Source organism: Pseudoalteromonas sp. APC 3355 (genome assembly GCF_030407615.1).
GTDB lineage: Bacteria > Pseudomonadota > Gammaproteobacteria > Enterobacterales > Alteromonadaceae > Pseudoalteromonas > Pseudoalteromonas distincta.
In genome coordinates this window covers 180,605-195,615 of the sequence record NZ_JASDDB010000008.1, presented here as the reverse complement: position 1 = coordinate 195,615, position 15,011 = coordinate 180,605, and the positions used below count along the sequence as shown (strand labels likewise).

Genomic DNA, 15,011 nt, shown 5'->3' with positions numbered 1-15,011 from the left:
ACCAAACTCGTTACAATGAAACAATGTCATAATACGAGAATCAATAATGAAAACAAAACTCACCTTATTAAGCACGGCACTCGTTGTCAGCTTTACTAGCACCGGCATACACGCCAAAGAATCGCTACAATTTAAAGACGTATTTAGTTTTAAATCAGCTAAAAGCACACAACTATCTGACAATGGTCAAGTACTCACTTTTAGTGCAACGCCGTATCGTGGAAATGCAACTGGTCAAGTTTACTCACTACAAAGCAATACACTCATCGCAGAAGTAGAACGCGGCACTAAGCCTCATATTAATAAAGCCGCTAACTGGGTCGCTTTTACACAAGTACCTACCTTACTTGAAAAAGAAACAACCAAAAAAAAAGACACACTTAAAAACAATCTGGTACTCGTAAACACACAATCAGGTGCCCAACAAAGCTTTGCTGATGTAAAAGATTACACGTTATCTGATGACGGTATGTGGCTTGCTTATCGTTTAAATAAAAAAGACGATGACGAAAAAGTAGAAGATAAAACCGATAGCACTAAAAACGAAGAAGACAACGCTATCACGCCCGATAAAAAAGATAAGAGCTATGCGCTTGTTATCGTAAACTTATCTGATAAACGCACCCATACAATAGAAAACGTATTTAGCTACGCTATTAACTCAGCTAACAGCCAGCTATTAGTGAGTCAAAGTTACAGCGATGGTAATAACAACCAAATAGCGTTAATTGAGCTCAGTGACTTTAATAGCAGCGTATTAATTGATGAACCGGGCGTAATCGCAAATAAAATAGCGTGGCACCCCACTGACAATATTGCAGCGTTTACATTGGGTAACTATGTAAATGATGACACGCGCCGCCGAAGCTACACTTTACAGCTATATAAAAACGAGAAGCTCTCAACTATAGATTCACCTAATAAAGCATGGACGTTAGGGAAAACAGCCACCCTTGAATGGTCAGAAAATGGCGAGCGCTTATATTTTGAAAACCATCCTAAATTAGCAGCTAAAGTAAAAACTAAAGAATATACCGACGAAGCCTCACTGTACGACTTTGATACCATACGTGAGCATAAAGGTCTTAATGTATGGCACAACAACGATGCGCAAATAAAACCACGTGAAGAGCAACAATGGAACGAAGTTAATAAAAATCGCCATTACAGTGCGGTGTATCACGTTAACTCGCAAAAAGTTGCGCAACTTAGTACACCAAACATGCCTGAGGTTGCACTAAACCCTCAGCGAGATATATCTTTACTTGGCTCATCTAACATCCCCTACCTAAAAAAAATTATGTACGGCGGTTTTTTTGCTGATTACTTTGCAGTAAATATAAATACCGGTAAACAAACTCCAATTATAAGTAACTACCCGTTTAGACCGAGCCTTGCCCCTAATGGTGAGTTTGCAGCTTATTTTAGCGATAGCCAAATACAGTTAAAAGATTTAAAAAATAATAAAGTAACACCGCTTACAAAAGCGATTCAGGCAACCTTTGCTGATGATAAACACGACTACCCATCTACTCAACCTGGTTATGGTTTTGCAGGTTGGATGACCGATAGCAGCCAAGTGCTTGCTTATAGTAAATACGATATTTGGGCGTTTGATGTAAAAACTAAGCAAGCTAAACGCCTAACTAATGGTAAGCAAAGCAATACGCAGTACCGTGCTATTAAGCTTGATAAAACCCAAGTGGGCTTTAAAAAAGGCGATACATTACTTGTCTCTGCTATTAACTTACAAACTAAACAAAGTGAAGTTGCAAAGCTCGACTTAACCACTAACACACTAACTAAGGTGCTTAGCGGTAATAAACGCTTTGATATGGTTAAAAAAGCCAAAAAGGCTGACAAGTACTTATTTACTTCGCAAACTTATAGCCAATTTCCTGATTACTACCAAACAGATTTTAGCTTTAGTTCACCAAAACAAGTGACCACGCTAAACCCACAAATTAGTAATTTTGCCTGGGGCGAAAAGCCAGAGCTGATAAGCTATAAAGGCTTTGACGGTGAAGATTTACAAGGTGTACTAATAAAACCAGCGGGATATAAAAAAGGCGATAAAGTACCTGTGGTTGTGTATTTTTACCGTTACATGAGCCAGCGTATGTTTGATTTTCCAAAAATGGAATTAAACCATCGCCCTAATTTCCCTATGTTTACCTCAAACGGTTATGCGGTATTTTTACCTGACATTCGTTTTGAAATAGGTCACCCGGGTAAATCGTCAACGCAAACCATGATAAACGCCACCCAAAAATTAATAGATTTAGGCATAGCCGACCCAGATAAAATAGGCTTACAAGGTCACTCTTGGGCAGGCTATCAAAGTGCGTTTATGATAACCCAAACAGATATGTTTAAAGCGGTTGTATCTGGCGCGCCAGTATCAAACATGACAAGTGCTTACAGTGGCATACGTTTAAAATCGGGTCTTGCTCGTCAGTTTCAATACGAAACAGGGCAAAGCCGTATAGGTAAAAACTTATTTGAAGCACCAGATCTGTACATAGAAAACTCACCGGTGTTTTTTGCAGATAAAGTAAATACCCCTATTTTAATTATGTTTGGCGATAAAGACGATGCAGTGCCTTGGCACGAAGGCGTGCAGTACTACTTAGCGCTTCGTCGCGCAGGTAAAGATGCAACTTTTTTACAATACGAAGGTGAACCGCATCATTTGAAAAAGTTTCCTAATCAGGTCGATTTTTCAGTGCGTATGATGCAGTACTTTGATCATTACTTAAAAGGGAAACCAGCCGCAAAATGGATGACACAAGGCGAGGCATTCGTTGAAGAGTAAATAACCCACACAAAAAAGCCGGTATTGCATAAAACAATATCGGCTTTTTTGTTTTTAAAATGTGTATTTCTTATACCAATTCGCTTAATTAAATAAGCTATTTTGAGGCTGGAAAAACGTGTTGATAGCTAGGCAAAAAATTCGATATTTAGTTGTTCTCGGCAATTGCTCCTGCATTGCTCTACCTTCTGCATCCATGCAGTCGTAAATGAGAATTTTTTAACGCAGGTAGCGACACGTTTAGCCCCGCAAAATGATTAAGTATTATTGCGGATTGGTATTAAGCTACAAACACAACTCTCTAAATGGCAATGTGGCTGCGCCAATTGATACCGGAAAATTATCAATATTAGATACCACCAGCTTTGGCATAGGGCGTTTAGCGCCACGTCTAAATTGTGCATAAACCTCAGTTCGTGCAATAACTTTTTCAGCCAACTCTTTTGGAATATGGCCACCAATAATAATCGCTTCAGCATCTAATAATGCCGAGCAACAGGTTGCCACTAAATCAAATGAGTCTTGAACTTTAAACAGCCACTCTTCAACGCCAGGCCAATCGGGGTCAAAGTTGTCATGCAGGTCGTAAATAGAAGTAACCGCTACGCCATTTTTTTTCAAAATACGTTTTAGTAATTCAAGATTGGGGTGGGCATATAATTTAGGCGGTAGCATGTCGCCAAGCTCACCTGCGTTTCCGTATGTACCGCGCAGTACGTCGCCATTATTTACAATACCGCCACCAAATGCGGCCGACACAAACATATAAACAAAGTTTTTATACTCGCGTCCAATACCAGCAACACCCTCACCTGCGGCTGCGCCTGTAGCATCGTTAACAACCCAAGTAGGGAGTTGAAAATGCTGCGACACAATATCGATAATATCAACCTGCGACCACTCTTCTAGCATATGGTGGGTATTCATTTTCCCATCCATTGAGCTAAAAAAGCCAGAGATACCCACACCCATTCCCAGTACTTTTTCACTTGGAATGTCACGCTCAGCGCTTATATCTTCTACCAGCTTTTGTGCACATTTAAGCACATTATTAATGCTCATATCCGACATTAGCTGCATATGGGTATAAACCACCTTTCCCGTAAAATCCATTACGGCAAGCGAAATAGCATCAAGCAAAATAGCTAAGCCAAAGGTAAATCCGTAATCGGGATTAAGGGCAATGCCAAATCCAGGTTTGCCTTTTTTATTAGGAATTAGCGTATCAGTTTGTACAATTACACCGTGTTGGGTTAACGACTTAAGTAAACGCGACACAGTTTGCTGTGGAATACGAGTTGCGCTCACAATATGACTTTGAGTTACGCACTTTTCCCAAAACACCACTTTTATAATATCGCGCTCAATATCTTGAAATAGCTTTTCGCCTTTTCCAAGCTCAAAACCAGAGCGTAATAAGTTACTGTTGTTTAACGAAAACATAGGTATTAACCCTAACAAAATTGGAGCACAAGATTACGTGAAACCATTATAAAGAACAAGTGGGCAAACTGCGCCTACTCAATCACTATCACTCTAAAATCGTTCACATTTGTGTTAGTTGGCCCAGTAATAATTAAATCATCAATAGCTTTAAAAAACTGATGGCTATTATGACCTTCTAACTGTGCATGTAAGTTTTCGCCAGCATCTTGTGCGCGAGCAATCGTACTGTTATTTATATACGCACCCGCTACATCTTTACTACCATCTACACCATCGGTATCACAAGCAAGTGCGTAAATACCCGCTTCGCCATTAAGTGCCTCAGCCAACGCCATTAAGTATTCTTGATTGGGCCCGCCATCTCCATAAATATCAGCAACGGTTACGGTAAGCTCGCCACCAGAGAACAACATAACGCGCTTGCCTTGGGATTTTTGATCAAGAGCGATAGCCGCATGTTGCTTTGCAACCTCTTTAGCCTCGCCTTGAATATCATACCCTAGTACCTGGGTTTCCCAGCCTTCGTGCTGTGCAACACCTATTGCGCTATCAATAGCATGCTGTGCATTTGCAACAATAAAGTACTCACCCACGGTGTCAGCAACTCGTTCTTGCTCTGGTTTTAATAAATGCGCTTCAACCTCTGCAATTACCGGCCAATTGTACTTTTGTAAAATAGCCAGTGCATCGGCTTTAGTACTGCCATCGCTAATGGTAGGGCCTGATGCTATATCACTTGGTTTGTCCCCTACTACATCTGAAATAATGAGCGTAACGTAATTCGACTTAGCGGCCTGCGCTAACTTACCGCCTTTAACAAGTGACAACTGCTTACGCACTACATTTATTTCATCAACGCTTGCACCACTTCTAAGTAAAAACTGATTAAGCTTTTGCTTTTGTGAAAAAGGCACATCATCAACAGGTAGGCACATCAACGACGAACCGCCCCCCGAAATAATAAACAAAATAGGAATATCAGCCGGATTATTTCTTACAAGCTCCAATAACTCTTTGCCAGCAGCTAAGCTGTTATCGTCTGGTGTTGGGTGGTTTGCACTAAGCACTTTAATTCGCCCAGTATCACCGCTACTTTCGTAGCCATAACGCGTTACCACTGCGCCAAAACATTTATCACCATAAAAGCGATTAACTTCGGCGGCCATTTCAGCGGCGGCTTTACCCGCCCCTACTACACACAAACCTTTGCTTGCATCTATATTTTCTAAATACTTACTCATGCAAGCACTTGGTTTACAGGCATTTACCGCAGTGGTAAATAAATCAATTAAAAACGACTTTTTAGAATCCATTAGTCACAGCTCACGAAAAAATTGAAGGAATAGCTAAACAAATTAATATCATCACAACAAACATGCTAAGTAGCATAACGATATCTTTGCCAGTTAAAATTGAGTTTGATACGGTCTCGGCATTTTGTACTTTTGTGACTTCGTTTACCTCTCTTGGAATTAAACGACTCGTAACATAAATAATCACCGCAGCGCTTACAAAACCGATAAAATTCCACCAAAACCAAAAAACATCTGGCGCAAATACCGACACCAACAAATTAATTAATACACCGCTAATTAAGCCAATATTGGCATGCAATGCAGCACTGCGTTTACTTAATACAGCAACTAAAAATACCGCCAGTATTGGGCCATAAAATAACGAGCCGACTTTGTTAATAGCTTCAATAATGGTCGGCGCTATGTCACCGGCAAAAAGTGATAGTACTAAGGTAATTGCGCCCCATGCTAAACCTAAGTATTTAGCTAACTTTAAGTAAGATGGTTGGTCTAGCTCTCTATTAGATATACGGCTGTAATCTTCAATACTTACCGCCGAAAGTGAATTAATTGCAGAGCTAAGTGACGACATCGCTGCCGACAAAATAGCGACAACTAACAAACCAATTAAGCCATGCGGTAGGTAATCTAAAATAAATATAGGCATCATCCAATCAGGGTTATCTGCTGGAATTTTTGCTAAAAATTCAGGGTTACTCATTGCCAGAGTGCCAACAACTAAACCCGACACACAATATAAAATAGTAATAGGAAAACGCACTACACCATTTGCTAAAATCATGTAGCGTAGGTTTTTAGGATCTTTTGCACTGAGCGCACGTTGCGCTTGTGTTTGGTCACACCCATAGTAAGAAGCGTAAAGTACCACACCACCAAAAATCATCGGTAAAAAGCCAAAGCCATCACCACTAAAACCAAATGAATCAAACTTAATCGCTTCTAATCGGCTCGAATCAACATTGGCAATAAAGGTATCAACCCCACCTAAGTGATATAGTCCAAAGCCAATACAAGCAATAGTACCCAGTACAATGATGATCATTTGAATTGCATCACCGTACACTACAGCTTTCATCCCACCTTGCAGTGAATATAAAACGGTTATAACCCCCGTTAGTACAATAGCTTGCCATGCTTCTATTCCCATGGTGCCTTGTAAAATAAGCGATACCGCGTAAATCATAATGCCGGTGGCAAACGCACGGCTAAATTGAAACACCACACTAATAAGCACACGGGTTGAGCGGCCAAAGCGCACTTCTAAATAATCGTAAATACTGACAATGCCGCTTTTATAAAGCTTGGGTAAAATAGTCGCTAAAATTAAAATCATCGCCAGCGGAACACCCAACTCATACGAGAGCCATTGCATACCACCGCCTTCACGCAAACCAACAAATGCAGGAGCCGAAATAAAGCTAATAGCCGAAAGCTGAGTGGCCATTACCGACAAAGCCAAAGGTTTCCAACCTAAGCTTTTACCCCCTAAAAAGTAATCACTTTTATTGGTTTGTTCGCGTAGCATAAATCCCATTACCAATAAGGCACCAAGATAAAGAGCAACTATTGAAAAATCTAATATATTCATAATTTATTCGCGTATTCACAATATGAAAACACTGCGCCTTTTCAAAATTAAAATACCAAACGGCTACCTGCCCTTACCTTTTTGAATAAACGAGCCTAGTCAAAAAGATAAACCTGTAGCTAACTTAGCTGAAAAATGCATCACAATGCAAAAAACCTATTAACCCCAAAGTGAGTTAATAGGCATAAAGCATTTATTTAAAAGTCGTATTTAACTCTTAAAGTAACGCGTCGTGGGAGAATTGGGCGACCTACAAAGTATGGGTTATCTGCCGTTTGGCTGTTACCTAGACGAGGCGAACCTTCAGTAACACCGTCAGAATCAAACAGGTTAAATACCCCAACGCTTAAGCGTACTGTTTGCTCTGGTGCAACTTGCCAGTTATAGCCTGCATCAAATCTAAATAAGTGGAATGAATCAAGTTCTACCGAGTTTGAGTCATTTGCAAAGTTTTTACCGGTAAAGTTATGGTAAATCGATGCATCCCAGTTATCTGCGGTGTAGCTAATAGATGAGTTAAATAATATTTTTGGTTTACGACGTAATTCGTTACCAATAATAGAAGGGTCTGAGTCAAATTCAGTAAATTCGTGATCGGTATAGGTCATGTTGGCATCAACAGCCCACTCATCGGTAATATCGTAACGACCGGTAAGCTCAACACCCGTTGCTTTAGTTGATTGCATAACTGGCAGCTCTAATACGCCCCCATTACCATCATTTACAAAGTCTACGCTGCGTCTGTCTTTTAAGTCAGTTCTAAATAACGCAATGCTGCCGCTAAAGTCGTTATCAAAAAACTTAACACCTAGCTCGCCTTGCTCAACAATTTCAGCTTCGTAGCTGGCAGGCTCGCCTAAATCATTAAACTGAATACCTCTAATTTCTGGGAAGAAAAACCCGCGAGATGCATTGGCATATACATTTAAATTATCAGTTAAGCGATATAACGCCGCCCCTGATACAGCAAATTCAGACGTGTCGACTTCGCCGTAAGTCATTACACCACTGCCTGTAGTGTTAACTTGTAAGTTAGGTGCAAGCGTTGGGTCATCAGAAATCTGAACTACTTGGCTGCCTTCGCGACTAATTTTTCCTTCAATTTCTTCGTAGCGAACACCAAAGTCAAAAATCCAATCGTCGCTTTCCATTTGATCCGCTACGTACAATGCTCTGCGGGTAGCGCTAATGGTTTGGTTAGTATAAGAAATACCTGGGCCACTAATACCATTTTGAGTGTACTGAACCTCATCGCCATTAACATCGGTATACGTTAAGTCGATTAAGCGAGGGTTGTTATTAAACTCACCTAAGTAAGTTGTAATAACGTTATCGTCGTCGGCTTCACTGTGCGAGAAAAATGTACCGACTGTAATATCGTGGCTAAAATCACCTACAAAAATACTTTTGATAATATTAAATTCTGCAGAAAAATCTTCAGCTGGGCGGTCGCGGTCTAAAATACGGTTAGCAAATAGTAAGTCATCGCTTGCAAGTGCGACACCTGAATTAACATAAGAAAACTCAGCACCGCTTGCATCACCTAGCCCTCTGTTAGCTAAAAAGTCGTCTTGGCTTTCAGGTACATTAATAATACCGTCGCCGTCTAAAAATAAATTAAATTCGTGTTGGTATTTAGCGTATTTACTGCGCATATTAATGGCAAAATCGTTAGCGAGTTCTTTTTCAAACACCACTGAAATAGAACCACCTTTAGTAACTACACCATCACTGATTGGCGATTCATAACGACCATTTGCTGTATCGTACGTTAAGTTAGATACTTGCGCCGTTTGCAGTGATTCGACTTCACGACCATCGTTACCAATTAAGCGCTCGCGGCTGTCGCCATCAAGTGGAATAGGTAAGTAAAACTGAGCTTGGTCGTCAATGTACTGTCCGTAAACAGTAAATGAGCCAGAGCCATCATCAAATTCTTTACGAATATTACCACGCAACTGTGTACCTTTAGTCTCAAGGCCTGTATCTAAAGGGCCCTCGTCGTAACGGTAAAAGCCAGAAAGCGCATAATATAAGCCATCTTCGTTAAGCGGACCGCTCGTTGCAAAATCTAAGCGAGTACGCCCTTGGTCAGAAAGCTCCATTTGTACGGTACTTTGCGGATCATCACTGCCCGTTTTAGAAATATAGTTAATAATGCCGGCCACAGAACCTTGGCCAAATAAATTAGATACACCACCACGCACAAACTCTACGCGCTCAATACCCAAATCATTACGGTAATACACATCAAACGCCGATGAGTTTAAACCAAAAACACTCAAACTAGGTGAACCGTCGTACGACAGTGGCGTAAACTGAAACTGACCCGATGAAGGTAAGCCTCTTACTTGTAGGTTAGTAGCGACTTCACCGCCACCGCCTTCTACTTTAATACCCGGAATATAGCGAAGCACATCCGCTTGGCTACTTGAAGACAGCTTTACCAGCTCGTCTTCACTAATAGATGTTACTGATTGTGGAGTGTCTGAAATAACACGCCCTTTACTGGTACCAGAGACGATAATACGCTCAACGTTATTAGCTTTTTTTGCTGTATCTGGTGCAGCTTCTTCTGCTGCATAAGCGCCCTGTGCAAGGCATAAAGATACAATAGAGGCGATCGTTGTTTTATTCACGGGTATTCTCCAATTGTGCTAGTTGTCTGTGTGTATTTACTTAGAGTGTGGCTAAGCAAAGCCGAAATAATCAAGTAAACATGTTAGTTTTTTGTTACTTCGAACAGGATTTAAGCACAGAAAAAAAACATTTACAACCCATAATGAGTGCTTTAATATTATCCAAATCGGAAATAACACACAAAGAGCACCCAATATGACTACTATAAACAGCGGTAAAATTGACTCAGCAACGGCTTCATCGCTTGCAGACCTTGCTACTAAAACACTTATAGCAAACGACTTAGGTGGCTATACAGTACCAACACATGGCCTATACCCGTTTCAGTGGAACTGGGATTCAGCCATTACAGCGCTAGGCTGGATGAAATCAGACGAAAGCCGCGCATGGCAAGAAATTGATGTGTTATTTTCAGGCCAATGGGATGATGGCATGGTGCCGCACATCTTGTTTCATAAAGATTCTGATACTTATTTTCCTGGCCCTGACGTATGGGGTTCGGATAAAAAAATTAAAAGTACGTCTATTTCACAGCCGCCAGTAGTCGCCACCGTAATGAAAGAAATGCTTGCCAGCGCTAAAGATAAAGAACTTGCAGAACAAAAAGTTAAAGCGTTATTTTCACAAGTAGTTGATTATCATTTATGGTGGTACAACGACCGAGATCCTGAAAAAACAGGCTTAGTAGTAACCTACCACCCGTGGGAATCGGGCATGGATAACAGCCCATCGTGGGATGACGCACTTCATGCTGTGCCATGTGTGGATTGGGAATATACGCGCCGCGATACAAGTCATGTAGATTCTTCTCAGCGCCCACATAAAAGTGAGTACGACCGCTTTTTATACCTTGTAGACTTTTTTAAACGTAACAACTTTGACAGTAAAGTAATTTACGAAACCTGTCCGTACAAAATGAATGACCTAGGTATTATTGCTATTTTACACCGTGCAACCAAAGATTTACTCAAAATGGGTGAACAACTTGGCTTAAACGATGCTCGCACTGATTACTTAGCACAGCGCTTACAAATAACAGAGCAAGCCATAAACACTTTATGGTGTGAGCAAAGCCAGTACTTTTATTGCAGAGATGTATTAACTAACAGCTTGGCTAAAGTTAAAACATCAGCCGCGCTATTAACTGTATATGCAGGTTTAACAAACGATGAGCAAACTAAAATAATTAATACAGCCACCGAAGATTTTATTGAGTCGAGCCAGTTTAGTGTGGCATCTACTCACCCTAAAGAGGAAAAATACGAGCCACAACGCTACTGGCGTGGCCCGATTTGGTTACACATCAACTGGATGATAGCCATAGGCCTTAAAGAAGCAGGCTTTGCAACAACGGCTGACAAAATTCAAGATGACACTCGCAACTTAGTTGTTAAGTCTGGCTACTACGAATATTTTAACCCAGAAACAGGTGCAGGCTGTGGTGGTAAAGATTTCTCGTGGACGGCTGCAATAGCATTACATTGGCTACTTGACTAATAACTAAGGCAAGATCATGAAACACACAATATGCTTTGGTGAAGTACTGGTTGATTTACTTTCAAATAAATTGAGCCAAAACAGCAACGAACACGAAGCGTTTACAAAGTTTGCAGGCGGTGCGCCTGCAAACGTAAGCGTTGCCATTGCAAAGCTAGGCGGTAATGCCTACTTTGCAGGAATGCTAAGCACTGATAGCTTTGGCGACTTTTTACATAATGCATTAAAAGAGCAAGGTGTAAAAACCGACTTTATGCGTTTTACCAACCAAGCAAAAACAGCTCTCGCGTTTGTATCACTCGATAACGATGGCGATCGCACGTTTGAGTTTTACCGTGATAACACCGCCGATTTGCACTTTAGTAACGATGACTTTAGTCGCGAATGGTTTGAGCAATGCGATATTTTTCATATTTGTTCAAACACATTAACCGACAAAAACATCAGAAACACCACCGCTTACGGTGTTAAATTTGCAAAACAAAATAACTCAATTGTGAGCTTTGATATTAACTTGCGCCTCAATTTATGGCCAAGCGATGCCAACCCTCGCGAGCATATTTTACCGTTATTAAAAGACTGCTCAATTATTAAAGCCTCAAAAGAAGAGCTTGAATACTTAGCGGGTGAGCAATCGAGCGATGAGTTTATTGCCCAAACACTTAATAACGGTTGTGAGCTATTTGTAGTTACCGATGCAGGCAACCCTATGCATTGGTATACAAAAAATGCCAAGCAAACGCTTCACCCTAAAAAGGTTACTATGGTTGATGCCACCGCTGCAGGAGATGCGTTTGTAGGTGGATTGCTGTATCAACTAGGCTTACAAAACCTGACACCCAGCTCTTTTAGCGAGCTTTGCAACACGCCTGAAATACTAACAACTATTTTTGAATTTGCTTCATTATGTGGTGCCCATGCCGCATCTTACAAAGGGGCATTTAACTCCCTACCTAACCAAAAGTCTCTACACGATTTTAGGAGCGAACTATGAAAAGCACACCAGATAACTTTAAAAGCCGTGAATTTTTAACGCAGCACATTAGCGACACACTAGCGTTTTATGAGCCAAATATTGACGATGAACACGGTGGTTTTTACCAAAACTTTTCTGATAACGGTGAGGTGTTTGATAAACACACGCGCCACTTAGTAAGCTCTACTCGCTTTGTATTTAACTATGCGCGTGCGTACCAAACCTTTAATGACGAAAAGTACCTAAACCGTGTTAAATCGGGGATTGAGTTTATTCGTAAGCATCACCTTGTTGAGCAAACAGGTGGCTACAACTGGTTATTAAAAGTTGAAAACGGCCAAGCCACCGTGCTTGATAACACCAATCATTGCTATGGCTTTGCATTTGTTATTTTAGCGTACAGCTGGGCATATCGCGCAGGTGTTATAGAGGCGCGCGAATACCTAAACGATACATTTCAAACAATGGAAACACATTTTTGGGATGCAAAAGCCGGTTTATATAAAGATCAACATAACAGCGACTTCACAAAATGTGATTCATACCGCGGCCAAAATGCCAACATGCATACTTGTGAAGCACTTATTGCCGCCTATGAAGCCACAAAAGACGAAATATTTTTAAACCGTGCGCTCACACTTGCCGACAACATGGTTAACCGCCAAGCTAATTTAATGGGCGGATTAATCTGGGAGCATTACGATATAAATTGGCAGGTCGATTTAGAGTACAACAAAGACGATCCTAAAAATTTATTTCGTCCGTGGGGCTTTCAACCTGGCCATCAAACAGAGTGGTCAAAACTGCTTATGTTTTTAAATAAGCATAAGCCACAAAAATGGCTTATTGAACGCGCTCAAGCCTTATTTGATAACTCAATAAATGTAGCATGGGATAAAAAACACGGCGGTATTTGCTACGGCTTTGCTCCTGATAAAACTATTTACGATGACGATAAGTACTTTTGGGTGCAAGCCGAAACTCTGTGTTGTGCAGCGTATCTTTATCAAGCAACAGGGGATGAAAAATATCAGCAATGGTATGACAAAATTTGGCAGTATTCGTGGCAGCATTTAGTTGATCATAAATACGGAGCCTGGTTTAGAATTTTAACCGCTGACAATAAAAAAATAGACACGATGAAAAGCCCAATAGGTAAAACTGATTACCATACAATGGGTGCCTGTTTTGATGTGATCGAGCTATTAAAGTAACTATGTAGTCATAACTTTTACAGTGTTGTGTAGACCTTTTAACCGCCAGTTTGGCGGTTTTTTTTGCGCTGGATTTAATTCACCTCAAAAAGGGCTATCAACTTAACAAAATAATATTTTTTTACAGCCATTTTTTTAAACCTAATCTTTTGAATACCACACCAATAATAGAAAATTTTGCACGCCAGCAGCGTATAGTAATATTAAAGATATAAAAATAAGAGAACAGGTAATGCCCAACGAGAAATATCCCCACGCCATATGCACAAGCGAACAAGTTGCTTGGCCACGTATTGCCGCAATTGCTGCAATGCTAAGCTTTTCATTACCCACGTTTATAACCGGCTTAGAAATTCATCAAAGTTCAAGTGTGAGTAATACACTTTGGGCGTTAGTCATTGGATCTATCATTTTAACCGTAATTGGCGGTGCCATGGGCACAATAGGTGTAAAAAGCCGCTTAAGCTCTTATCTGTTAGTGAAAATAGCCTTTGGTAATGCAGGTGCTGGCATTGTAAATATAGCTTTTGCTTTGTCATTAATTGGCTGGTTTGGAGTAAATATTGACTTGTTTTCGAATGCAGTAGTACGCCTACTGAGCGCTGAATTTAATATTATTATGCCTGAGTGGCCAATTGATATAGCTGCTGGCTGCGCCATGCTCATAACCACATTATACGGATTTAAAGCTATTAATGTACTGGCTTCTATTATGATCCCCATTTTAGCTTTTGTGACCGCAATGATGCTATTTGGCGCATTAGATAACATGCCATTTATTGATTTTATTAATTTAGAAAAGTCAGCAGACTTATCACTTGAAGATGGTGTAGCCGCTATTGTTGGTGGCGTTATTATTGGCGCAATTATCTTGCCCGATATAACCCGTTTTTCTAAACAAAAACGTGGCGGCATATACACCTCTTTTATTGCTTATATGATTATTGAACTGCTCGTTATTTTTGTAGCTGTATTTGCAGCAGCCGCCATGCAAGAAACCGAAATACTCAGTTTAATGCTTGCGCTCAACCTAGGATTTTCGGCTTTTTTTATTGTGATTGCAGGAAGTTGGATTTTAAATTCACTAAACTTATACAGTACCGCACTCAGTGTAGAAGCAACTTTTCCGCATTGGCATAAAAAGTGGGTTATTGTTTTATTAGGACTAGTAGGAATTGGCGCCGCATTTATAAATATTTTAGATATGTTTATTAGCTTTTTAGCATTTTTGTCAGATATTTTTGTGCCCGTTGCAGGCGTTATTATTGTTGATGCATTATTTATAAAGCCTGATGCGTACAACGCCAGTACGCTTACCAATAACGCGCGCTTTTCTATACCTGCATTTACAGCTTGGTTTGTAGGTGCGGCATTTGCTGTGTGTAATGGGGCAATATTTAACGTGTCATTGAGTGGCATTACCGTTATTGATGCTATTATTTTAACCGCAATTATTTATACTTTTTTTGTAAAGGTAATTAAGCCAAAACCAGTTAATAAGCACTTATAACTAATCAAG

General features: G+C 40.4%; 9 protein-coding genes. 5 read left to right on the top strand and 4 right to left on the bottom strand.

The annotated features are described in order from the left end of the window. Positions 1-46: 46 nt before the first annotated feature. Positions 47-2,815, top strand: coding sequence for a prolyl oligopeptidase family serine peptidase (locus QMA08_RS12260; protein ID WP_290174604.1), 2,769 nt, complete (start codon positions 47-49; stop codon positions 2,813-2,815). A 285-nt stretch (positions 2,816-3,100) separates the two neighbouring features. Here the strand turns inward: QMA08_RS12260 and QMA08_RS12255 are convergent, their stop codons facing one another. From QMA08_RS12255 to QMA08_RS12240, 4 genes are all read right to left on the bottom strand, one after another. Then, positions 3,101-4,258, bottom strand: coding sequence for an ROK family transcriptional regulator (locus QMA08_RS12255; RefSeq protein ID WP_002957728.1), 1,158 nt, complete (start codon positions 4,256-4,258; stop codon positions 3,101-3,103). Between the two features lie 74 nt (positions 4,259-4,332). Then, positions 4,333-5,574 carry a DUF4147 domain-containing protein gene (locus QMA08_RS12250; RefSeq protein WP_290174603.1) on the bottom strand — a complete coding sequence of 414 codons (1,242 nt, stop codon included), beginning with the start codon at positions 5,572-5,574 and terminating at the stop codon, positions 4,333-4,335. 10 nt (positions 5,575-5,584) lie between these two features. Continuing rightward, complete coding sequence (locus QMA08_RS12245) at positions 5,585-7,165, bottom strand: sodium:solute symporter (protein ID WP_290174602.1); 1,581 nt, start codon at positions 7,163-7,165, stop codon at positions 5,585-5,587. Positions 7,166-7,362: 197 nt separating this feature from the next. Further along, the gene (locus QMA08_RS12240; RefSeq protein ID WP_002957731.1) at positions 7,363-9,804 is read right to left on the bottom strand and encodes a TonB-dependent receptor; all 2,442 of its coding nucleotides are present in this window, start codon (positions 9,802-9,804) and stop codon (positions 7,363-7,365) included. A gap of 196 nt (positions 9,805-10,000) precedes the next feature. Between QMA08_RS12240 and QMA08_RS12235 the strand changes: the two genes are divergently transcribed. The 4 genes from QMA08_RS12235 to QMA08_RS12220 all read left to right on the top strand — a co-directional run bounded on the left by QMA08_RS12235 (position 10,001) and on the right by QMA08_RS12220 (position 15,002). Further along, positions 10,001-11,302, top strand: a complete 1,302-nt coding sequence (locus QMA08_RS12235; RefSeq protein ID WP_290174601.1) for a trehalase family glycosidase — start codon at positions 10,001-10,003, stop codon at positions 11,300-11,302. A gap of 16 nt (positions 11,303-11,318) precedes the next feature. Then, positions 11,319-12,296: a carbohydrate kinase gene (locus QMA08_RS12230; RefSeq protein ID WP_039488284.1), complete on the top strand. Its 978-nt coding sequence runs from the start codon at positions 11,319-11,321 to the stop codon at positions 12,294-12,296. Further along, positions 12,293-13,492, top strand: coding sequence for an AGE family epimerase/isomerase (locus tag QMA08_RS12225; RefSeq protein WP_290174600.1), 1,200 nt, complete (start codon positions 12,293-12,295; stop codon positions 13,490-13,492). Before QMA08_RS12230 ends, QMA08_RS12225 begins: the two co-directional genes overlap by 4 nt. A 232-nt stretch (positions 13,493-13,724) precedes the next feature. After that, positions 13,725-15,002: a cytosine permease gene (locus QMA08_RS12220; protein ID WP_290174599.1), complete on the top strand. Its 1,278-nt coding sequence runs from the start codon at positions 13,725-13,727 to the stop codon at positions 15,000-15,002. Positions 15,003-15,011 lie beyond the last annotated feature (9 nt).

What these genes read in the sequence shown, in the direction of transcription:
- QMA08_RS12260 (WP_290174604.1), top strand. Translation starts at nt 47, where the DNA reads ATGAAAACAAAACTCACCTTATTAAGCACGGCACTCGTTGTCAGCTTT.
- QMA08_RS12255 (WP_002957728.1), bottom strand. Translation starts at nt 4,258, where the DNA reads ATGTTTTCGTTAAACAACAGTAACTTATTACGCTCTGGTTTTGAGCTT.
- QMA08_RS12250 (WP_290174603.1), bottom strand. Translation starts at nt 5,574, where the DNA reads ATGGATTCTAAAAAGTCGTTTTTAATTGATTTATTTACCACTGCGGTA.
- QMA08_RS12245 (WP_290174602.1), bottom strand. Translation starts at nt 7,165, where the DNA reads ATGAATATATTAGATTTTTCAATAGTTGCTCTTTATCTTGGTGCCTTA.
- QMA08_RS12235 (WP_290174601.1), top strand. Translation starts at nt 10,001, where the DNA reads ATGACTACTATAAACAGCGGTAAAATTGACTCAGCAACGGCTTCATCG.
- QMA08_RS12230 (WP_039488284.1), top strand. Translation starts at nt 11,319, where the DNA reads ATGAAACACACAATATGCTTTGGTGAAGTACTGGTTGATTTACTTTCA.
- QMA08_RS12225 (WP_290174600.1), top strand. Translation starts at nt 12,293, where the DNA reads ATGAAAAGCACACCAGATAACTTTAAAAGCCGTGAATTTTTAACGCAG.
- QMA08_RS12220 (WP_290174599.1), top strand. Translation starts at nt 13,725, where the DNA reads ATGCCCAACGAGAAATATCCCCACGCCATATGCACAAGCGAACAAGTT.